Annotated in this window: 17 protein-coding genes; 9 read left to right on the forward strand and 8 right to left on the reverse strand. The window is 40.0% G+C overall.

Features of this window, described 5'->3' with window-relative positions; genetic code table 11:
* Nucleotides 1–9: 9 nt before the first annotated feature.
* The 4 genes from H5118_RS05010 to H5118_RS05025 form a co-directional block, all read right to left on the reverse strand.
* On the reverse strand, nucleotides 10–1,284 hold the full coding sequence (locus tag H5118_RS05010) for a cytosine permease (protein ID WP_182747993.1): 1,275 nt from the start codon (nucleotides 1,282–1,284) through the stop codon (nucleotides 10–12).
* Between the two features lie 232 nt (nucleotides 1,285–1,516).
* On the reverse strand, nucleotides 1,517–2,716 hold the full coding sequence (locus H5118_RS05015) for an AGE family epimerase/isomerase (RefSeq protein WP_182747995.1): 1,200 nt from the start codon (nucleotides 2,714–2,716) through the stop codon (nucleotides 1,517–1,519).
* Complete coding sequence (locus H5118_RS05020) at nucleotides 2,713–3,690, reverse strand: carbohydrate kinase (RefSeq protein WP_024604532.1); 978 nt, start codon at nucleotides 3,688–3,690, stop codon at nucleotides 2,713–2,715. Before H5118_RS05020 ends, H5118_RS05015 begins: the two co-directional genes overlap by 4 nt.
* Before the next feature lie 16 nt (nucleotides 3,691–3,706).
* Nucleotides 3,707–5,008: an MGH1-like glycoside hydrolase domain-containing protein gene (locus tag H5118_RS05025; RefSeq protein ID WP_182692784.1), complete on the reverse strand. Its 1,302-nt coding sequence runs from the start codon at nucleotides 5,006–5,008 to the stop codon at nucleotides 3,707–3,709.
* 196 nt (nucleotides 5,009–5,204) lie between these two features.
* On the opposite strand from H5118_RS05025, the gene H5118_RS20800 reads away from it, so the two are divergent.
* From H5118_RS20800 to H5118_RS05045, 4 genes are all read left to right on the forward strand, one after another.
* On the forward strand, nucleotides 5,205–7,646 hold the full coding sequence (locus H5118_RS20800; protein ID WP_182747997.1) for a TonB-dependent receptor domain-containing protein: 2,442 nt from the start codon (nucleotides 5,205–5,207) through the stop codon (nucleotides 7,644–7,646).
* A 197-nt stretch (nucleotides 7,647–7,843) separates the two neighbouring features.
* A complete protein-coding gene (locus H5118_RS05035) occupies nucleotides 7,844–9,424 on the forward strand; it encodes a sodium:solute symporter (protein WP_182692782.1) in 1,581 nt (526 codons plus the stop codon).
* Nucleotides 9,425–9,434: 10 nt separating this feature from the next.
* On the forward strand, nucleotides 9,435–10,676 hold the full coding sequence (locus H5118_RS05040) for a glycerate kinase (RefSeq protein WP_182747998.1): 1,242 nt from the start codon (nucleotides 9,435–9,437) through the stop codon (nucleotides 10,674–10,676).
* A gap of 74 nt (nucleotides 10,677–10,750) precedes the next feature.
* Nucleotides 10,751–11,908, forward strand: coding sequence for an ROK family transcriptional regulator (locus tag H5118_RS05045; RefSeq protein ID WP_002957728.1), 1,158 nt, complete (start codon nucleotides 10,751–10,753; stop codon nucleotides 11,906–11,908).
* Between the two features lie 285 nt (nucleotides 11,909–12,193).
* On the opposite strand, the gene H5118_RS05050 is transcribed toward H5118_RS05045, so the two are convergent.
* The 3 genes from H5118_RS05050 to coaBC all read right to left on the reverse strand — a co-directional run bounded on the left by H5118_RS05050 (nucleotide 12,194) and on the right by coaBC (nucleotide 16,995).
* Nucleotides 12,194–14,962 (reverse strand): prolyl oligopeptidase family serine peptidase, encoded by a 2,769-nt coding sequence (locus H5118_RS05050; protein ID WP_182748000.1) that lies wholly within the window; start codon nucleotides 14,960–14,962, stop codon nucleotides 12,194–12,196.
* 140 nt (nucleotides 14,963–15,102) lie between these two features.
* Nucleotides 15,103–15,690 carry a nucleoid occlusion factor SlmA gene (gene slmA / locus H5118_RS05055; RefSeq protein WP_004335558.1) on the reverse strand — a complete coding sequence of 196 codons (588 nt, stop codon included), beginning with the start codon at nucleotides 15,688–15,690 and terminating at the stop codon, nucleotides 15,103–15,105.
* Between the two features lie 111 nt (nucleotides 15,691–15,801).
* A complete protein-coding gene (coaBC, locus tag H5118_RS05060; protein ID WP_182724350.1) occupies nucleotides 15,802–16,995 on the reverse strand; it encodes a bifunctional phosphopantothenoylcysteine decarboxylase/phosphopantothenate--cysteine ligase CoaBC in 1,194 nt (397 codons plus the stop codon).
* A gap of 144 nt (nucleotides 16,996–17,139) precedes the next feature.
* Here coaBC and radC point away from each other — a divergent pair, with 144 nt between their 5' ends.
* The 3 genes from radC (at nucleotide 17,140) to rpmG (ending at nucleotide 18,492) form a co-directional block, all read left to right on the forward strand.
* Nucleotides 17,140–17,814 carry a RadC family protein gene (gene radC, locus H5118_RS05065; RefSeq protein WP_024590645.1) on the forward strand — a complete coding sequence of 225 codons (675 nt, stop codon included), beginning with the start codon at nucleotides 17,140–17,142 and terminating at the stop codon, nucleotides 17,812–17,814.
* 274 nt (nucleotides 17,815–18,088) lie between these two features.
* Nucleotides 18,089–18,325 carry a 50S ribosomal protein L28 gene (gene rpmB, locus H5118_RS05070; protein WP_004335549.1) on the forward strand — a complete coding sequence of 79 codons (237 nt, stop codon included), beginning with the start codon at nucleotides 18,089–18,091 and terminating at the stop codon, nucleotides 18,323–18,325.
* An 11-nt stretch (nucleotides 18,326–18,336) separates the two neighbouring features.
* On the forward strand, nucleotides 18,337–18,492 hold the full coding sequence (gene rpmG, locus H5118_RS05075) for a 50S ribosomal protein L33 (protein ID WP_004335545.1): 156 nt from the start codon (nucleotides 18,337–18,339) through the stop codon (nucleotides 18,490–18,492).
* A gap of 202 nt (nucleotides 18,493–18,694) precedes the next feature.
* On the opposite strand, the gene H5118_RS05080 is transcribed toward rpmG, so the two are convergent.
* Entirely contained in the window at nucleotides 18,695–19,621 is a 927-nt protein-coding gene (locus tag H5118_RS05080) for a manganese-dependent inorganic pyrophosphatase (RefSeq protein WP_182748002.1), read from the reverse strand.
* A 118-nt stretch (nucleotides 19,622–19,739) separates the two neighbouring features.
* Here H5118_RS05080 and H5118_RS05085 point away from each other — a divergent pair, with 118 nt between their 5' ends.
* Both H5118_RS05085 and mutM read left to right on the forward strand, forming a co-directional pair.
* Nucleotides 19,740–20,255, forward strand: coding sequence for a hypothetical protein (locus H5118_RS05085; protein WP_004335529.1), 516 nt, complete (start codon nucleotides 19,740–19,742; stop codon nucleotides 20,253–20,255).
* Nucleotides 20,255–21,064 (forward strand): bifunctional DNA-formamidopyrimidine glycosylase/DNA-(apurinic or apyrimidinic site) lyase, encoded by an 810-nt coding sequence (gene mutM, locus H5118_RS05090; RefSeq protein ID WP_004335526.1) that lies wholly within the window; start codon nucleotides 20,255–20,257, stop codon nucleotides 21,062–21,064. Before H5118_RS05085 ends, mutM begins: the two co-directional genes overlap by 1 nt.
* Nucleotides 21,065–21,110: the final 46 nt, after the last annotated feature.

Raw genomic sequence — 21,110 nt, forward strand, 5'->3', positions numbered from 1 at the left:
TATAAGTGCTTAGTGCTTGTTAACCGGTTTTGGCTTAATCAATTTTACAAAAAAAGTATAAATAATTGCGGTTAAAATAATGGCATCAATAACAGTAATGCCACTCAATGACACGTTAAATATCGCCCCATTACACACTGCAAATGCCGCACCTACAAACCAAGCCGTAAATGCAGGTACAGAAAAGCGCGCGTTATTGGTAAGCGTACTGGCGTTGTACGCATCAGGCTTTATAAATAATGCATCAACAATAATAACGCCTGCAACGGGCACAAAAATATCTGACAAAAATGCTAAAAAGCTAATAAACATATCTAAAATATTTATAAATGCCGCGCCAATTCCTACTAGCCCTAATAAAACAATAACCCACTTTTTATGCCAATGCGGAAAAGTTGCCTCTACACTGAGTGCGGTACTGTATAAGTTTAGTGAATTTAAAATCCAACTTCCTGCAATCACAATAAAAAAAGCCGAAAATCCTAGGTTGAGCGCAAGCATTAAACTGAGTATTTCGGTTTCTTGCATGGCGGCTGCTGCAAATACAGCTACAAAAATAACGAGCAGTTCAATAATCATATAAGCAATAAAAGAGGTGTATATGCCGCCACGTTTTTGTTTAGAAAAACGGGTTATATCGGGCAAGATAATTGCGCCAATAATAACGCCACCAACAATGGCGGCTACACCATCTTCAAGTGATAAGTCTGCTGACTTTTCTAAATTAATAAAATCAATAAATGGCATGTTATCTAATGCGCCAAATAGCATCATTGCGGTCACAACAGCTAAAATGGGGATCATAATAGAGGCCAGTACATTAATAGCTTTAAATCCGTATAATGTGGTTATGAGCATGGCGCAGCCAGCAGCTATATCAATTGGCCACTCAGGCATAATAATATTAAATTCAGCGCTCAGTAGGCGTACTACTGCATTCGAAAACAAGTCAATATTTACTCCAAACCAGCCAATTAATGACAAAGCAAAAGCTATATTTACAATGCCAGCACCTGCATTACCAAAGGCTATTTTTACTAACAGATAAGAGCTTAAGCGACTTTTTACACCTATTGTGCCCATGGCACCGCCAATTACGGTTAAAATGATAGATCCAATAACTAATGCCCAAAGTGTATTACTCACACTTGAACTTTGATGAATTTCTAAGCCGGTTATAAATGTGGGTAATGAAAAGCTTAGCATTGCAGCAATTGCGGCAATACGTGGCCAAGCAACTTGTTCGCTTGTGCATATGGCGTGGGGATCTTTCTCGTTGGGCATTACCTGTTCTCTTATTTTTATATCTTTAATATTACTATACGCTGCTGGCGTGCAAAATTTTCTATTATTGGTGTGGTATTCAAAAGATTAGGTTTAAAAAAATGGCTGTAAAAAAATATTATTTTGTTAAGTTGATAACCCTTTTTGAGGTGAATTAAATCCAGCGCAAAAAAAACCGCCAAGCTGGCGGTTAAAAGGTCTACACAACACTGTAAAAGTTATAACTACATAGTTACTTTAATAGTTCGAGCACATCAAAACAGGCACCCATTGTATGGTAATCAGTTTTACCTATTGGGCTTTTCATCGTGTCTATTTTTTTATTGTCAGCGGTTAAAATTCTAAACCAGGCTCCGTATTTATGATCAACTAAATGCTGCCACGAATACTGCCAAATTTTGTCATACCATTGCTGATATTTTTCATCCCCTGTTGCTTGATAAAGATACGCTGCACAACACAGAGTTTCGGCTTGAACCCAAAAGTATTTATCGTCATCGCAAATAGTTTTATCAGGGGCAAAGCCGTAGCAAATACCGCCGTGCTTTTTATCCCATGCTACATTTATTGAGTTATCAAATAAGGCTTGAGCGCGTTCAATAAGCCATTTTTGTGGCTTATGCTTATTTAAAAGCATAAGCAGTTTTGACCACTCTGTTTGATGGCCAGGTTGAAAGCCCCACGGACGAAATAAATTTTTAGGATCGTCTTTGTTGTACTCTAAATCGACCTGCCAATTTATATCGTAATGCTCCCAAATAAGCCCACCCATTAAACTAGCTTGGCGGTTAACCATGTTGTCGGCAAGTGTGAGCGCACGGTTTAAAAATATTTCGTCTCTTGTGGCTTCATAAGCGGCAATAAGTGCTTCACAAGTATGCATATTGGCATTTTGGCCGCGGTATGAATCACATTTTGTGAAGTCGCTGTTATGCTGATCTTTATATAAACCGGCTTTTGCATCCCAAAAATGTGTTTCCATTGTTTGAAATGTATCGTTGAGGTATTCGCGCGCCTCTGTAACACCTGCGCGATATGCCCAGCTGTACGCTAAAATAACAAATGCAAAGCCATAACAATGATTGGTGTTATCAAGCACGGTAGCTTGAGCGTTTTCAACTTTTAATAACCAGTTATAGCCGCCTGTTTGCTCAACAAGGTGATGCTTACGAATAAACTCAATTCCCGATTTAACACGGTTTAGGTACTTTTCGTCATTAAAGGTTTGGTACGCACGCGCATAGTTAAATACAAAACGAGTAGAGCTTACTAAATGGCGCGTGTGTTTATCAAATACCTCACCGTTATCAGAAAAGTTTTGGTAAAAACCACCGTGTTCATCGTCAATATTTGGCTCATAAAACGCTAACGTGTCGCTAATGTGCTGCGTTAAAAATTCACGGTTTTTAAAGTTATCAGGTGTGCTTTTCATAGTTCGCTCCTAAAATCGTGTAGAGACTTTTGGTTAGGTAGGGAGTTAAATGCCCCTTTGTAAGATGCGGCATGGGCACCACATAACGAAGCAAATTCAAAAATAGTTGTTAGTGTTTCGGGCGTGTTGCAAAGCTCGCTAAAAGAGCTGGGTGTTAGGTTTTGTAAGCCTAGTTGATACAGCAGTCCACCTACAAACGCATCTCCTGCAGCGGTGGCATCAACCATAGTAACCTTTTTAGGGTGAAGCGTTTGCTTGGCATTTTTTGTATACCAATGCATAGGGTTGCCTGCATCGGTAACTACAAATAGCTCACAACCGTTATTAAGTGTTTGGGCAATAAACTCATCGCTCGATTGCTCACCCGCTAAGTATTCAAGCTCTTCTTTTGAGGCTTTAATAATTGAGCAGTCTTTTAATAACGGTAAAATATGCTCGCGAGGGTTGGCATCGCTTGGCCATAAATTGAGGCGCAAGTTAATATCAAAGCTCACAATTGAGTTATTTTGTTTTGCAAATTTAACACCGTAAGCGGTGGTGTTTCTGATGTTTTTGTCGGTTAATGTGTTTGAGCAAATATGAAAAATATCGCATTGCTCAAACCATTCGCGACTAAAGTCATCGTTACTAAAGTGCAAATCGGCGGTGTTATCACGGTAAAACTCAAACGTGCGATCGCCATCGTTATCGAGTGATACAAACGCGAGAGCTGTTTTTGCTTGGTTGGTAAAACGCATAAAGTCGGTTTTTACACCTTGCTCTTTTAATGCATTATGTAAAAAGTCGCCAAAGCTATCAGTGCTTAGCATTCCTGCAAAGTAGGCATTACCGCCTAGCTTTGCAATAGCAACGCTTACGTTTGCAGGCGCACCGCCTGCAAACTTTGTAAACGCTTCGTGTTCGTTGCTGTTTTGGCTCAATTTATTTGAAAGTAAATCAACCAGTACTTCACCAAAGCATATTGTGTGTTTCATGATCTTGCCTTAGTTATTAGTCAAGTAGCCAATGTAATGCAATTGCAGCTGTCCACGAGAAATCTTTACCACCACAGCCTGCACCTGTTTCTGGGTTAAAATATTCGTAGTAGCCTGACTTAACAACTAGGTTGCGAGTGTCATCTTGAATTTTGTCAGCCGTTGTTGCAAAGCCTGCTTCTTTAAGGCCTATGGCTATCATCCAGTTGATGTGTAACCAAATCGGGCCACGCCAGTAGCGTTGTGGCTCGTATTTTTCCTCTTTAGGGTGAGTAGAAGCCACACTAAACTGGCTTGACTCAATAAAATCTTCGGTGGCTGTATTAATTATTTTAGTTTGCTCATCGCTTGTTAAACCTGCATATACAGTTAATAGCGCGGCTGATGTTTTAACTTTAGCCAAGCTGTTAGTTAATACATCTCTGCAGTAAAAGTACTGGCTTTGTTCACACCATAAAGTATTTATGGCTTGCTCTGTTATTTGTAAACGCTGTGCTAAGTAATCAGTGCGAGCATCGTTTAAGCCAAGCTGTTCACCCATTTTGAGTAAATCTTTGGTTGCACGGTGCAAAATAGCAATAATACCTAGGTCATTCATTTTGTACGGACAGGTTTCGTAGATTACTTTGCTGTCAAAGTTGTTACGTTTGAAAAAGTCTACAAGGTATAAAAATCGGTCGTATTCACTTTTATGTGGACGCTGAGAAGAATCTACATGACTTGTATCACGGCGCGTATATTCCCAATCTACACATGGCACAGCATGAAGAGCGTCATCCCACGATGGGCTGTTATCCATGCCCGATTCCCACGGGTGGTAGGTTACTACTAAACCTGTTTTTTCAGGATCTCGGTCGTTGTACCACCATAAATGATAATCAACTACTTGTGAAAATAACGCTTTAACTTTTTGTTCTGCAAGTGCTTTATCTTTCGCGCTGGCAAGCATTTCTTTCATTACGGTGGCGACTACTGGCGGCTGTGAAATAGATGTACTTTTAATTTTTTTATCCGAACCCCATACGTCAGGACCAGGAAAATAAGTATTAGAATCTTTATGAAACAAGATGTGCGGCACCATGCCATCATCCCATTGGCCTGAAAATAACACATCAATTTCTTGCCATGCGCGGCTTTCGTCTGATTTCATCCAGCCTAGCGCTGTAATGGCTGAATCCCAGTTCCACTGAAACGGGTATAGGCCATGTGTTGGTACTGTATAGCCACCTAAGTCGTTTGCTATAAGTGTTTTAGTAGCAAGGTCTGCAAGCGATGAAGCCGTTGCTGAGTCAATTTTACCGCTGTTTATAGTAGTCATATTGGGTGCTCTTTGTGTGTTATTTCCGATTTGGATAATATTAAAGCACTCATTATGGGTTGTAAATGTTTTTTTTCTGTGCTTAAATCCTGTTCGAAGTAACAAAAAACTAACATGTTTACTTGATTATTTCGGCTTTGCTTAGCCACACTCTAAGTAAATACACACAGACAACTAGCACAATTGGAGAATACCCGTGAATAAAACAACGATCGCCTCTATTGTATCTTTATGCCTCGCACAGGGCGCTTATGCAGCAGAAGAAGCTGCACCAGATACAGCAAAAAAAGCTAACAACGTTGAGCGTATTATCGTCTCTGGTACCAGTAAAGGGCGTGTTATTTCAGACACTCCACAATCAGTAACATCTATTAGTGAAGACGAGCTGGTAAAGCTGTCTTCAAGTAGCCAAGCGGATGTGCTTCGCTATATTCCGGGTATTAAAGTAGAAGGCGGTGGCGGTGAAGTCGCTACTAACCTACAAGTAAGAGGCTTACCTTCATCGGGTCAGTTTCAGTTTACGCCACTGTCGTACGACGGTTCACCTAGTTTGAGTGTTTTTGGTTTAAACTCATCGGCGTTTGATGTGTATTACCGTAATGATTTGGGTATTGAGCGCGTAGAGTTTGTGCGTGGTGGTGTATCTAATTTATTTGGCCAAGGTTCTGTGGCCGGCATTATTAACTATATTTCTAAAACGGGCAGTGATGATCCGCAAAGTACCGTACAAATGGAGCTTTCTGACCAAGGGCGTACTCGCTTAGATTTTGCAACGAGCGGTCCACTTAACGAAGACGGCTTATATTATGCGCTTTCTGGTTTTTACCGTTACGACGAGGGCCCTTTAGATACAGGCCTTGAGACTAAAGGTACACAGTTGCGTGGTAATATTCGTAAAGAATTTAATGATGGCTCTGGCTCATTTACTGTTTACGGACAGTACATTGACGACCAAGCTCAGTTTTACTTACCTATTCCACTTGATGGCGACAGCCGCGAGCGCTTAATTGGTAACGATGGTCGTGAAGTCGAATCACTGCAAACGGCGCAAGTATCTAACTTAACGTACGATACAGCAAATGGTCGTTATGAATCGCCAATCAGCGATGGTGTAGTTACTAAAGGTGGCTCTATTTCAGTAGTGTTTGAAAAAGAACTCGCTAACGATTTTGCCATTAATATGCGCAGTAAATACGCTAAATACCAACACGAATTTAATTTATTTTTAGACGGCGACGGTATTATTAATGTACCTGAAAGCCAAGACGACTTTTTAGCTAACAGAGGGCTAGGTGATGCAAGCGGTGCTGAGTTTTCTTATGTTAATTCAGGTGTCGTACTTGCAAGTGATGACTTACTATTTGCTAACCGTATTTTAGACCGCGACCGCCCAGCTGAAGATTTTTCTGCAGAATTTAATATCATCAAAAGTATTTTTGTAGGTGATTTTAGCCACGATATTACAGTCGGTACATTTTTCTCGCACAGTGAAGCCGACGACGATAACGTTATTACAACTTACTTAGGTGAGTTTAATAACAACCCTCGCTTAATCGACTTAACGTATACCGATGTTAATGGCGATGAGGTTCAGTACACTCAAAATGGTATTAGTGGCCCAGGCATTTCTTATACTAACCAAACCATTAGCGCTACCCGCAGAGCATTGTACGTAGCGGATCAAATGGAAAGTGACGATTGGATTTTTGACTTTGGTGTTCGCTACGAAGAAATTGAAGGCAAAATTAGTCGTGAAGGCAGCCAAGTAGTTCAGATTTCTGATGATCCAACGCTTGCACCTAACTTACAAGTTAACACTACGGGCAGTGGTGTAATGACTTACGGCGAAGTCGACACGTCTGAATTTGCTGTATCAGGGGCGGCGTTATATCGCTTAACTGATAATTTAAATGTATATGCCAATGCATCTCGCGGGTTTTTCTTCCCAGAAATTAGAGGTATTCAGTTTAATGATTTAGGCGAGCCTGCCAGCTACGAAGCCGAAATTGTTGAGCAAGGCGAGCTAGGTGTTAAGTTTTTTGATAACGACTTTAGCGGCAGCATTGCGTTATTTCGAACTGACTTAAAAGACAGACGCAGCGTAGACTTTGTAAATGATGGTAATGGGGGCGTATTAGAGCTGCCAGTTATGCAATCAACTAAAGCAACGGGTGTTGAGCTTACCGGTCGTTACGATATTACCGATGAGTGGGCTGTTGATGCCAACATGACCTATACCGATCACGAATTTACTGAATTTGACTCAGACCCTTCTATTATTAGTAACGAATTACGTCGTAAACCAAAAATACTATTTAACTCATCTATTAGCTACACCGCAGATAACTGGGATGCATCGATTTACCATAACTTTACCGGTAAAAACTTTGCAAATGACTCAAACTCGGTAGAACTTGATTCATTCCACTTATTTAGATTTGATGCAGGCTATAACTGGCAAGTTGCACCAGAGCAAACAGTACGCTTAAGCGTTGGGGTATTTAACCTGTTTGATTCTGACGGTGTTACTGAAGGTTCGCCTCGTCTAGGTAACAGCCAAACGGCAGATAACCCATACTTTGTAGGTCGCCCAATTCTCCCACGACGCGTTACTTTAAGAGTTAAATACGACTTTTAAATAAATGCTTTATGCCTATTAACTCACTTTGGGGTTAATAGGCTTTTTGCATTGTGATGCATTTTTCAGCTAAGTTAGCTACAGGTTTATCTTTTTGACTAGGCTCGTTTATTCAAAAAGGTAAGGGCAGGTAGCCGTTTGGTATTTTAATTTTGAAAAGGCGCAGTGTTTTCATATTGTGAATACGCGAATAAATTATGAATATATTAGATTTTTCAATAGTTGCTCTTTATCTTGGTGCCTTATTGGTAATGGGATTTATGCTACGCGAACAAACCAACAAAAGTGATTACTTTTTAGGGGGTAAAAGCTTAGGTTGGAAACCTTTGGCTTTGTCGGTAATGGCCACTCAGCTTTCGGCTATTAGCTTTATTTCGGCTCCTGCATTTGTTGGTTTGCGTGAAGGCGGTGGTATGCAATGGCTCTCGTATGAGTTGGGTGTTCCGCTGGCGATGATTTTAATTTTAGCGACTATTTTACCCAAGCTTTATAAAAGCGGCATTGTCAGTATTTACGATTATTTAGAAATGCGCTTTGGCCGCTCAACCCGTGTGCTTATTAGTGTGGTGTTTCAATTTAGCCGTGCGTTTGCCACCGGCATTATGATCTACGCGGTATCGCTTATTTTACAAGGCACCATGGGAATAGAAGCATGGCAAGCTATTGTATTAACGGGTGTTATAACCGTTTTGTATTCACTGCAAGGTGGGATGAAAGCTGTAGTGTACGGTGATGCAATTCAAATGATCATCATTGTACTGGGTACTATTGCTTGTATTGGATTTGGACTATATCACTTAGGTGGGGTTGATACCTTTATTGCCAATGTTGATTCGAGCCGATTAGAAGCGATTAAGTTTGATTCATTTGGTTTTAGTGGTGATGGCTTTGGCTTTTTACCGATGATTTTTGGTGGTGTGGTACTTTACGCTTCTTACTATGGGTGTGACCAAACGCAAGCGCAACGTGCGCTCAGTGCAAAAGATCCTAAAAACCTACGCTACATGATTTTAGCAAATGGTGTAGTGCGCTTCCCTATTACTATTTTATATTGCGTGTCGGGTTTAATTGTTGGCACTCTGGCAATGAGCAACCCTGAATTTTTAGCAAAAATTCCAGCAGATAACCCTGATTGGATGATGCCTATATTTATTTTAGATTACCTACCGCATGGCTTAATTGGTTTATTGGTTGTCGCTATTTTGTCGGCAGCGATGTCGTCACTTAGCTCTGCAATTAATTCACTTTCGGCGGTAAGTATTGAAGATTACAGCCGTATATCTAATAAAGAGCTAGACCAACCATCTTACTTAAAGTTAGCTAAATACTTAGGTTTAGCATGGGGCGCAATTACCTTAGTACTATCACTTTTTGCCGGTGACATTGCGCCGACCATTATTGAAGCTATTAACAAAGTCGGCTCGTTATTTTATGGCCCAATACTGGCGGTATTTTTAGTTGCTGTATTAAGTAAACGCAGTGCTGCATTGCATGCCAATATTGGCTTAATTAGTGGTGTATTAATTAATTTGTTGGTGTCGGTATTTGCGCCAGATGTTTTTTGGTTTTGGTGGAACTTTATTGGTTTTGTAAGCGCTGCGGTGATTATTTATGTTACGAGTCGTTTAATTCCAAGAGAGGTAAACGAAGTCACAAAAGTACAAAATGCCGAGACCGTATCAAACTCAATTTTAACTGGCAAAGATATCGTTATGCTACTTAGCATGTTTGTTGTGATGATATTAATTTGTTTAGCTATTCCTTCAATTTTTTCGTGAGCTGTGACTAATGGATTCTAAAAAGTCGTTTTTAATTGATTTATTTACCACTGCGGTAAATGCCTGTAAACCAAGTGCTTGCATGAGTAAGTATTTAGAAAATATAGATGCAAGCAAAGGTTTGTGTGTAGTAGGGGCGGGTAAAGCCGCCGCTGAAATGGCTGCCGAAGTTAATCGCTTTTATGGTGATAAATGTTTTGGCGCAGTGGTAACGCGTTATGGCTACGAAAGTAGCGGTGATACTGGGCGAATTAAAGTACTTAGTGCAAACCACCCAACACCAGACGATAACAGCTTAGCTGCTGGCAAAGAGTTATTGGAGCTTGTAAAAAATAATCCGGCTGATATTCCTATTTTGTTCATTATTTCGGGGGGCGGTTCGTCGTTGATGTGCTTACCTGTTGATGATGTGCCTTTTTCACAAAAGCAAAAGCTTAATCAGTTTTTACTTAGAAGTGGTGCAAGCGTTGATGAAATAAATGTAGTGCGTAAGCAGTTGTCACTTGTTAAAGGCGGTAAGTTAGCGCAGGCCGCTAAGTCGGATTATGTTACGCTCATTATTTCAGATGTAGTAGGGGACAAACCAAGTGATATAGCATCGGGCCCTACTATTAGCGATGGCAGTACTAAAGCCGATGCACTGGCTATTTTACAAAAGTACAATTGGCCGGTAATAGCAGAGGTTGAAGCGCATTTATTAAAACCAGAGCAAGAACGAGTTGCTGACACCGTGGGGGAGTACTTTATTGTTGCAAATGCGCAGCATGCTATTGATAGCGCAATAGGTGTTGCACAGCATCAAGGCTGGGAAACCCAGGTACTAGGGTATGATATTCAAGGCGAGGCTAAAGAGGTTGCAAAGCAACATGCGGCTATCGCTCTTGATCAAAAAGCCCAAGGCAAGCGCGCTATGTTGTTCTCTGGTGGCGAGCTTACCGTAACCGTTGCTGATGTTTATGGCGATGGCGGGCCGAATCAAGAATACTTAATGGCGTTGGCTGAGGCGCTTAATGGCGAAGCGGGTATTTACGCACTTGCTTGTGATACCGATGGTGTAGATGGTAGTAAAGATGTAGCGGGTGCGTATATAAATAGCAGTACAATTGCTCGCGCACAAGACGCTGGCGAAAACTTACACGCACAGTTAGAAGGTCATAATAGCCATCAGTTTTTTAAAGCCATTGATGATTTAATTATTACTGGGCCAACTAACACAAATGTGAATGATTTTAGAGTGATAGTGATTGAGTAGGCGCAGTTTGCCCACTTGTTCTTTATAATGGTTTCACGTAATCTTGTGCTCCAATTTTGTTAGGGTTAATACCTATGTTTTCGTTAAACAACAGTAACTTATTACGCTCTGGTTTTGAGCTTGGAAAAGGCGAAAAGCTATTTCAAGATATTGAGCGCGATATTATAAAAGTGGTGTTTTGGGAAAAGTGCGTAACCCAAAGTCATATTGTGAGCGCAACTCGTATTCCACAGCAAACTGTGTCGCGTTTACTTAAGTCGTTAACCCAACACGGTGTAATTGTACAAACTGATACGCTAATTCCTAATAAAAAAGGTAAGCCTGGGTTTGGCATTGCCCTTAATCCCGATTACGGATTTACCTTTGGCTTAGCTATTTTGCTTGATGCTATTTCGCTTGCTGTAATGGATTTTACGGGAAAGGTGGTTTACACCCATATGCAGCTAATGTCGGATATGAGCATTAATAATGTGCTTAAATGTGCACAAAAGCTGGTAGAAGATATAAGCGCTGAGCGTGACATTCCAAGTGAAAAAGTACTGGGAATGGGCGTGGGTATCTCTGGCTTTTTTAGCTCAATGGATGGGAAAATGAATACCCACCATATGCTAGAAGAGTGGTCGCAGGTTGATATTATCGATATTGTGTCGCAGCATTTTCAACTCCCTACTTGGGTTGTTAACGATGCTACAGGTGCAGCCGCAGGTGAAGGTGTTGCTGGTATTGGACGCGAGTATAAAAACTTTGTTTATATGTTTGTGTCGGCCGCATTTGGTGGTGGTATTGTAAATAATGGCGACGTACTGCGCGGTACATACGGAAACGCAGGTGAGCTTGGCGACATGCTACCGCCTAAATTATATGCCCACCCCAATCTTGAATTACTAAAACGTATTTTGAAAAAAAATGGCGTAGCGGTTACTTCTATTTACGACCTGCATGACAACTTTGACCCCGATTGGCCTGGCGTTGAAGAGTGGTTGTTTAAAGTTCAAGACTCATTTGATTTAGTGGCAACCTGTTGCTCTGCATTATTAGATGCTGAAGCGATTATTATTGGTGGCCATATTCCAAAAGAGTTGGCTGAAAAAGTTATTGCACGAACTGAGGTTTATGCACAATTTAGACGTGGCGCTAAACGCCCTATGCCAAAGCTGGTGGTATCTAATATTGATAATTTTCCGGTATCAATTGGCGCAGCCACATTACCATTTAGAGAGTTGTGTTTGTAGCTTAATACCAATCCGCAATAATACTTAATCATTTTGCGGGGCTAAACGTGTCGTTACCTGCGTTAAAAAATTCTCATTTACGACTGCATGGATGCAGAAGGTAGAGCAATGCAGGAGCAATTGCCGAGAACAACTAAATATCGAATTTTTTGCCTAGCTATCAACACGTTTTTCCAGCCTCAAAATAGCTTATTTAATTAAGCGAATTGGTATAAGAAATACAAATTTTAAAAACAAAAAAGCCGATATTGTTTTATGCAATATCGGCTTTTTTGTGTGGGTTATTTACTCTTCAACGAATGCTTCGCCTTGTGTCATCCACTTAGCAGCAGGTTTGCCTTTTAAGTAATGATCAAAGTACTGCATCATACGTACTGAAAAATCGACCTGATTAGGAAACTTTTTCAAGTGGTGTGGTTCACCTTCGTATTGTAAAAAGGTTGCATCTTTACCTGCGCGACGAAGCGCTAAGTAGTACTGCACGCCTTCGTGCCAAGGCACTGCATCGTCTTTATCGCCAAACATAATTAAAATAGGGGTATTTACTTTATCTGCAAAAAACACCGGTGAGTTTTCTATGTACAGCTCTGGTGCTTCAAATAAGTTTTTACCTATACGGCTTTGTCCTGTTTCGTATTGAAACTGACGAGCAAGACCTGATTTCAAACGTACGCCACTGTAAGCACTGGTCATGTTTGATACTGGCGCGCCAGATACAACCGCTTTAAACATATCTGTTTGGGTTATCATAAACGCACTTTGATAGCCTGCCCAAGAGTGACCTTGTAAGCCTATTTTATCTGGGTCGGCTATGCCTAAATCTATTAATTTTTGGGTGGCGTTGATCATGGTTTGCGTTGACGATTTACCCGGGTGACCTATTTCAAAACGAATGTCAGGTAAAAATACCGCATAACCGTTTGAGGTAAACATAGGGAAATTAGGGCGATGGTTTAATTCCATTTTAGGAAAATCAAACATGCGTTGACTCATGTAACGATAAAAATACACAACCACAGGTACTTTATCGCCTTTTTTATATCCCGCTGGTTTTATTAATACACCTTGTAAATCTTCACCGTCAAAGCCTTTATAGCTTATTAGTTCTGGCTTTTCGCTCCAAGCAAAATTACTAATTTGTGGGTTTAGCGTGGTCACTTGTTTTGGTGAACTAAAGCTAAAATCTGTTTGGTAGTAATCAGGAAATTGGCTATAAGTTTGCGAGGTAAATAAGTACTTGTCAGCCTTTTTGGCTTTTTTAACCATATCAAAGCGTTTATCACCGCTAAGCACCTTAGTTAGTGTGTTAGTGGTTAAGTCGAGCTTTGCAACTTCGCTTTGTTTAGTTTGTAAGTTAATAGCAGAGACAAGTAATGTATCGCCTTTTTTAAAGCCCACTTGGGTTTTATCAAGCTTAATAACACGGTACTGCGTATTGCTTTGCTTACCATTAGTTAGGCGTTTAGCTTGCTGCGTTTTTACATCAAACGCCCAAATGTCGTATTTACTATAAGCAAGCACTTGGCTGCTATCGGTCATCCAACCAGCAAAACCATAACCAGGTTGAGTAGATGGGTAGTCGTGTTTATCATCAGCAAAGGTTGCCTGAATCGCTTTTGTAAGCGGTGTTACTTTATTATTTTTTAAATCTTTTAACTGTATTTGGCTATCGCTAAAATAAGCTGCAAACTCACCATTAGGGGCAAGGCTCGGTCTAAACGGGTAGTTACTTATAATTGGAGTTTGTTTACCGGTGTGTATATTTACTGCAAAGTAATCAGCAAAAAAACCGCCGTACATAATTTTTTTTAGGTAGGGGATGTTAGATGAGCCAAGTAAAGATATATCTCGCTGAGGGTTTAGTGCAACCTCAGGCATGTTTGGTGTACTAAGTTGCGCAACTTTTTGCGAGTTAACGTGATACACCGCACTGTAATGGCGATTTTTATTAACTTCGTTCCATTGCTGCTCTTCACGTGGTTTTATTTGCGCATCGTTGTTGTGCCATACATTAAGACCTTTATGCTCACGTATGGTATCAAAGTCGTACAGTGAGGCTTCGTCGGTATATTCTTTAGTTTTTACTTTAGCTGCTAATTTAGGATGGTTTTCAAAATATAAGCGCTCGCCATTTTCTGACCATTCAAGGGTGGCTGTTTTCCCTAACGTCCATGCTTTATTAGGTGAATCTATAGTTGAGAGCTTCTCGTTTTTATATAGCTGTAAAGTGTAGCTTCGGCGGCGCGTGTCATCATTTACATAGTTACCCAATGTAAACGCTGCAATATTGTCAGAGGGGTGCCACGCTATTTTATTTGCGATTACGCCCGGTTCATCAATTAATACGCTGCTATTAAAGTCACTGAGCTCAATTAACGCTATTTGGTTGTTATTACCATCGCTGTAACTTTGACTCACTAATAGCTGGCTGTTAGCTGAGTTAATAGCGTAGCTAAATACGTTTTCTATTGTATGAGTGCGTTTATCAGATAAATTTACGATAACAAGCGCATAGCTCTTATCTTTTTTATCGGGCGTGATAGCGTTGTCTTCTTCGTTTTTAGTGCTATCGGTTTTATCTTCTACTTTTGCGTCATCGTCTTTTTTATTTAAACGATAAGCAAGCCACATACCGTCATCAGATAACGTGTAATCTTTTACATTAGCAAAGCTTTGTTGGGCACCTGATTGTGTGTTTACGAGTACCAGATTGTTTTTAAGTGTGTCTTTTTTTTTGGTTGTTTCTTTTTCAAGTAAGGTAGGTACTTGTGTAAAGGCGACCCAGTTAGCGGCTTTATTAATATGAGGCTTAGTGCCGCGTTCTACTTCTGCGATGAGTGTATTGCTTTGTAGTGAGTAAACTTGACCAGTTGCATTTCCACGATACGGCGTTGCACTAAAAGTGAGTACTTGACCATTGTCAGATAGTTGTGTGCTTTTAGCTGATTTAAAACTAAATACGTCTTTAAATTGTAGCGATTCTTTGGCGTGTATGCCGGTGCTAGTTAAGCTGGCAACGAGTGCCGTGCTTAATAAGGTGAGTTTTGTTTTCATTATTGATTCTCGTATTATGACATTGTTTCATTGTAACGAGTTTGGTTCATAATTCGAGCGGATCAGATAAATGGCAGCTACATACGACAAAACGACCCGCAGGTCGTTTTTTAGTATTCAATTTATTAATTTAGCAAACATTACAGCCAAATTTTTTGTAGCTCAAGCCATTGTTTTTCAAATTGAACACTAGGTTTTGCTTTAAAGTCGCTACGTACAAACTGATTCATTTTGCCTTCAACGTAGGCAAGTAAAAAGTTTGCAAGTGTAAGCTCATCACTTTGAAAGTTTTTACCTTCACGTAATTTGCGCTCACGAAGCACTTGTTTAAACTGAGTTTCTAGTTTTTCAAACAAGGTTTGTACACGTTCGCGTAAACGTTCTTGCTCACCTTGCAGAGCATCGCCCGTTAAAATACGAGTAATACCTGGGTTTTTTTCAGCAAAGGTTAGAAGTAATAATAGAATGTTATAAATGCGCGTTTGGCTTTCTTTTTCGTTTTCAATAATAATATTTATACGAGATAAAAGGGTATCTTCAATAAACTCAATTAAGCCCTCAAACATACGCGCCTTGCTCGGAAAATGACGGTATAGCGCGGCTTCAGACACACCCACCTCAGCAGCTAGTTTTGCTGTGGTGATGCGTTGTCCTAAATTAGTTTCTAACATTTGTGCGAGTGCTTGCAGTATTTGCTCTTTGCGATTACTTCTTTTTGTCGCAGGCATGAACATTCCTTTTTATTAGTTATTCTTAGTGGCGCAGTTAAGAACCCTAGTCATTTTTTGTTCAAATGATTGGCGTATGTTAATGTTTTATTCAGTTTGTTTCCAGCCTTTTTATAGATGTTTAGCCAGCTGTTCGATCACCTTGCGAGCTATTTCTACTTTACTTGTTGTTGGTAATTCTAGTTGTTCATTGTGCCAGTACAGTGTTAAAGCATTATGATCGGAATTAAACCCTAAGCCACTTTTTGATACGTCATTAGCGCAAATCATATCTAGATTTTTATTTTGTAGTTTACCTTTAGCATAGCTTTCTACATTTTGAGTTTCGGCGGCAAATCCAACCGTATAGGGGCGGTTTTGTGTAAGGTTTGCAATAGCTGCAATTACGTCAGGGTTTTTAGTTAAAGTAAGGGTGAGTTCGTCGCCTTGCTTTTTCATTTTTTGAGTCGCAATGTTTGCAGCTCGATAATCCGCAACAGCAGCGCAACCTATAAAAGCATCAGATTGTGATGCATAGGTAAGTGACTCAGTTAATAGCTCCTCAGCGCTTTCTATATTAATAAGGTTTACGCCAGTAGGGGCTTGTATAGTGACAGGGCCCGAAATTAAATTAACTTTAGCACCGAATTGCAAAGCGGCTTCTGCCAGTGCATAACCCATTTTTCCAGAACTGTGATTTGATATAAAACGTACCGGATCGAGAGGCTCACGCGTTGGGCCTGCCGTTATTGTAATTGTTTTTCCTGCAAGTAATTGCGGTTGCTCTTTTGCTGTACATAGTGCAACTAGCTCATGTGGCTCTAACATGCGCCCAGCGCCGATATCGCCACAGGCTTGTTCACCTTTACCTGGGCCCCAAATAAGTACGTTACGTGCTTTTAATGTGGCTAAATTTGCTTGTGTAGCTGCGTGTGCATACATTTGCTGGTTCATGGCTGGTGCTACAGCTACTTTTGCAGGCGTTGCTAGCAGTAACGTTGTTAGTAGGTCGTCAGCAATGCCGGCTGCCATTTTAGCAATAATATTGCAGGTAGCTGGGGCAACTAAAATTAAGTCAGCCCATTTTGCAAATTCAATATGCCCCATTGAAGCTTCAGCAGAAGGGTCTAGTAATGAGTCAGAGACTGTTTCTCCACTAACGGCTTGCATGGTCAGTGGTGTAATAAAGTGTTTAGCTGATTCAGTCATAACTACTTTTACTTCACAACCAGCGTCTTTTAATCGCCTAACGAGTTCTGCGCATTTATAAGCTGCAATACCGCCGGTAATACCTAGTACAATTTTTTTGTTTGTTAAGTTAGTCATGAATGTTCATCAGTTTTTATTAAATATTGGGCTTAAAATAACAAATCTTTACCCGTACAGCGAAGTTTTTTAATTCGAAATAACAGGCTAAATTTTAAATTTGCATTACATTTATAAGACACTTTCGCCTCTCAAGGATGAACAATGCAACTTACTTCACTTCCAAACTCACTTCGACCTCGTGAAAAACTCATCTCCAAAGGAGCTAAAGCGCTTACTGATGCTGAGCTCCTTGCCATATTTTTACGAACAGGGTTACCAGGAATGAATGTAATTGAGTTGGCTCAGCATCTATTAAATGAAAATAAAACCCTACATAATTTGTTTAATGCCAGTATTGAGGAGTTTTGCTCTCAAAAGGGGTTAGGGACCGCTAAGTATGTGCAACTACAAGCTGTATTAGAGCTAAGCCAACGTTATATGCAGGAGCGTTGCCAACGAGATGCAGTGTTTAATTCGCCTAACTCAGTTTATGACTATCTAACAATTCAAATGCGAGGCTTGCAACAAGAAGTATTTATGGTGTTATACCTAGATAGCCAAAATAGATTAGTAAAAGACGAAATACTTTTTTATGGCACAATTAATTCTGCCAGTGTTTATCCGCGTGAAGTGGTAAAGGCTGCCCTTAAAAATAATGCAGCCGCTGTTATTTTTGCGCATAATCACCCAAGTGGTATTGCAGAACCGAGCCAAGCAGACAAACTTATTACTAATAAATTGCAGCAAGCACTGCAATTGGTCGACATAAGTGTGCTCGATCACATCATTGTTGGTGGAGAAACCTGTGTTTCGTTTGCCGAGCGAGGCCTGATTTAGCTTTGTTAGACACATAAGTGTGTTAAAAATGAGCTGTTTAACGTGTTTTGGCAAATTAGTTTAATTTAAATGCAGTTTTTACTTTCCCTAAGGGCATTCGATCTTTATAATTAGCCGCTATCAAATTTACATATATGAGCTGATTGGATAGATCAGTGTTTGATCTTTGCCTGTAAAAGCTGTATAAAGAGCGCCCTTCGATTTATCTCTAGGGCGGAAATACACGGCCTTAGATTAAATTAAGCTCGAGCGAAGTTATTGGAGATATATAGACATGTCTAAAGTATGTCAAGTTACAGGTAAGCGTCCAGCGGTTGGTAATCACCGTTCACACGCGAGAAACGCGACTAGACGTCGTTTCCTACCTAACCTACAAACACACCGTTTTTGGGTTGAAAGTGAAAAACGTTTTGTAACATTACGCACTACTACTAAAGGTATGCGTATTATCGATAAAAAAGGCATCGACACGGTTCTTACAGAAATCCGTGCTCGCGGCGTTAAAGTTTAAGGATCTGAATCATGCGCGATAAAATCCGTTTAGTTTCAACTGCCGGTACTGGTTTTTTCTACACTACTGACAAAAACAAACGTAACATGCCTGAGAAGATGGAAATCAAAAAGTTTGATCCAAAGATTCGTAAACATGTTCTTTTTAAAGAAGCTAAAATTAAGTAATTTTAGTTCTTCTTTTAGAATTTAAAAACCCAGCTTAGGCTGGGTTTTTTGTTTTTAAACTATGATTAGCGAATTGACATAAAAAAACCTCGTTGGCATAACCAACAAGGCTTTTAAATCAAAAAACGTTATACCAATAGCATTAAATTAGTGATTTATTTAATGCGATAAAATAATCATGTTTTTAATAAAATTGGTATCATTAGATTTTTGTGAATGCATCTTGTAGTGGTGGTACTACTTGCTTTTTACGGCTCAGTACACCATCTAACCATACTTTATCATTCTCTGGTTTTACACCGTAAGCCTGCTCAACTAAGTTTGCATCGTCAGATACAATTAGCATTTCTGAGCCTTCTTTCATTATATCGGTAAGCAGTAAAAATACAGAGTGGCGGTTGCCCTCAACTTTTAGCTTAGCAATATCGGCTGCAAGGTCTGCTTTAATATCGTCAAAAACAGCAAGGTCGATTACTTCTAGCTGGCCAATGCCTACTAGGTTACCGTTCATGTTGAAATCTTTAAAGTCACGCATTACTAAATCACGTGCTGGTGTGTCTTCTACCGCAGATTTAACGCGGAACATATCCATACCAAGTTCTTTAAAGTCTTCGATGCCTGCAATTTCAGCTAGCGCTTCAACACATTTAATATCGGCTGTGGTACATGTTGGCGATTTAAATACAACTGTGTCGCTTAAAATTGCACACATCATGATACCAGCGATGTCTTTAGGGATTTCTACGTTGTAGAAGTCATACATCATTTTAATAATGGTGTTTGAACAACCAACAGGACGAATCCAACATTCAAGCGGAGTCGATGATGTTAAGTCACCTAATTTATGGTGATCTACCACACCAACAACGCGAGCTTGGTCGATATCATCAGGTGCTTGTGTTTTTTCTGTGTGATCTACAATATACACATCTTCACCAGCGTAGCTTAACTTAAGCTCTGGTGCTTCAAAACCAAATCTATCAAGGATAAATTGAGTTTCAGGTGAAACTTCACCAAGACGAGTTGGAATTGCTGGCTCATCAATTTGGTTTTTTAAATAAGCCAGTGCAATTGCACCACAAATAGAATCTGAATCTGGGATTTTATGGCCCACTACATACATAGACATTGACGGAACTCCTTTAAATTTGCCGATATTCTAACAAAGTCTGCGGCCTTTAACATATAGACAGCGCAATTAAGTTTTAGTTACACTTTAAAATCTTGAATTTATTAGGTGTATTTATATGCGACTGGGCCGTAAAGGTTGGAACAACGTTATAATATTTTCGATGTTGATTATGATCTTCTTTTTAAATGGCTGGCATAAGCAATTTTTAGGAGGGGAGGATAAACCAGCGTTACAAGCTGTACTCCCCCAGCAAAGTTTTGTACTCACACTGCAATTTGTTGATCAAAAAATTGAGCGCATAGGAACAAGTTGGCGTACAACACCACTACAAAAAGATATACCGCTCGTGTGGAAAGCGTCTGAGCAGCAGCTTAGTGATTTAGTTAACCAATGGCAAAGCGCGGCGTTAATGGGGGTTAATGAGTCTGTTGTTTTTAATCCTAATGCACCTTTATACGTTGCTACATTTGAGTTAGCTGGCGAAAGTATGCCGTGGGTTTATTTGCTCTACAAAGGCGATGGACAATATTATTTACTCGAAAAGAGAAGCCAGCGAATACTCGCACTCGATTTAAAAACTGCTCAGCAGTTATTCCCTAGTTTTGATTTTTCACAAAGTGAGTCTAATTAATGCCTGAATTACCAGAGGTAGAAGTGAGCCGAATGGGTATCACTCCCCACGTACAAAACCAAGTTGTCACAAAGGTAAATATTTACAATGCCAGTATGCGCTGGCCAGTGCCCGATGATGTGTATCAACTTGAAGGGCTAATTGTTACTAGTATTGAACGACGAGCTAAATATTTACTTTTACATTGTGAGCTTGGGAGCACTATTTTACATTTGGGTATGTCAGGTAATTTGCGTGTAGTAGATAAAAGTGAGCCGCTTAAAAAGCATGACCATGTAGAGTTTATTTTTGGCAACGGTAAAGCGCTGCGCTTAAACGATCCTCGTCGTTTTGGTTGTTGCTTATGGCAAGAGCCCGGTGAAGTGCATAAGCTACTCTCTAAGCTTGGTCCTGAGCCGCTTACCGATGATTTTTTTGCTAAACGCGTGTACGAACAATCGCGCAATAAAAAAGTACCCGTAAAGCAATTTATTATGGATAACGCAGTGGTGGTTGGTGTTGGTAATATTTACGCGAATGAATCGTTATTCAAAGCGGGTATACATCCAAAGCGAGAAGCGGGAAAAGTATCGCTCAAACGTTATCAAGCACTTATCCCTATTATAAAAGACACGCTTGCGGCGGCTATTACACAAGGTGGTACAACGCTTAAAGACTTTGCACAAAGTGATGGTAAGCCTGGGTATTTTGCCCAAGAGTTATTAGTATATGGGCGCAAAGGTAAGCCATGTATGACGTGCGAAAACGAATTAGAAGAAATTAGATTAGGGCAACGCAGTACTATTTTTTGCTCAAATTGCCAAAAGTAGTTATTTGAATTTTAATGACTCTAAATTTAATGAGATTTAAGGGCCA

It is taken from the genome of Pseudoalteromonas sp. SR41-1, assembly GCF_014164015.1.
GTDB lineage: Bacteria > Pseudomonadota > Gammaproteobacteria > Enterobacterales > Alteromonadaceae > Pseudoalteromonas > Pseudoalteromonas distincta.

What these genes read in the sequence shown, in the direction of transcription:
- H5118_RS05010 (WP_182747993.1), bottom strand. Translation starts at nt 1,284, where the DNA reads ATGCCCAACGAGAAAGATCCCCACGCCATATGCACAAGCGAACAAGTT.
- H5118_RS05015 (WP_182747995.1), bottom strand. Translation starts at nt 2,716, where the DNA reads ATGAAAAGCACACCTGATAACTTTAAAAACCGTGAATTTTTAACGCAG.
- H5118_RS05020 (WP_024604532.1), bottom strand. Translation starts at nt 3,690, where the DNA reads ATGAAACACACAATATGCTTTGGTGAAGTACTGGTTGATTTACTTTCA.
- H5118_RS05025 (WP_182692784.1), bottom strand. Translation starts at nt 5,008, where the DNA reads ATGACTACTATAAACAGCGGTAAAATTGACTCAGCAACGGCTTCATCG.
- H5118_RS05035 (WP_182692782.1), top strand. Translation starts at nt 7,844, where the DNA reads ATGAATATATTAGATTTTTCAATAGTTGCTCTTTATCTTGGTGCCTTA.
- H5118_RS05040 (WP_182747998.1), top strand. Translation starts at nt 9,435, where the DNA reads ATGGATTCTAAAAAGTCGTTTTTAATTGATTTATTTACCACTGCGGTA.
- H5118_RS05045 (WP_002957728.1), top strand. Translation starts at nt 10,751, where the DNA reads ATGTTTTCGTTAAACAACAGTAACTTATTACGCTCTGGTTTTGAGCTT.
- H5118_RS05050 (WP_182748000.1), bottom strand. Translation starts at nt 14,962, where the DNA reads ATGAAAACAAAACTCACCTTATTAAGCACGGCACTCGTTGCCAGCTTA.
- slmA (WP_004335558.1), bottom strand. Translation starts at nt 15,690, where the DNA reads ATGCCTGCGACAAAAAGAAGTAATCGCAAAGAGCAAATACTGCAAGCA.
- coaBC (WP_182724350.1), bottom strand. Translation starts at nt 16,995, where the DNA reads ATGACTAACTTAACAAACAAAAAAATTGTACTAGGTATTACCGGCGGT.
- radC (WP_024590645.1), top strand. Translation starts at nt 17,140, where the DNA reads ATGCAACTTACTTCACTTCCAAACTCACTTCGACCTCGTGAAAAACTC.
- rpmB (WP_004335549.1), top strand. Translation starts at nt 18,089, where the DNA reads ATGTCTAAAGTATGTCAAGTTACAGGTAAGCGTCCAGCGGTTGGTAAT.
- rpmG (WP_004335545.1), top strand. Translation starts at nt 18,337, where the DNA reads ATGCGCGATAAAATCCGTTTAGTTTCAACTGCCGGTACTGGTTTTTTC.
- H5118_RS05080 (WP_182748002.1), bottom strand. Translation starts at nt 19,621, where the DNA reads ATGTCTATGTATGTAGTGGGCCATAAAATCCCAGATTCAGATTCTATT.
- H5118_RS05085 (WP_004335529.1), top strand. Translation starts at nt 19,740, where the DNA reads ATGCGACTGGGCCGTAAAGGTTGGAACAACGTTATAATATTTTCGATG.
- mutM (WP_004335526.1), top strand. Translation starts at nt 20,255, where the DNA reads ATGCCTGAATTACCAGAGGTAGAAGTGAGCCGAATGGGTATCACTCCC.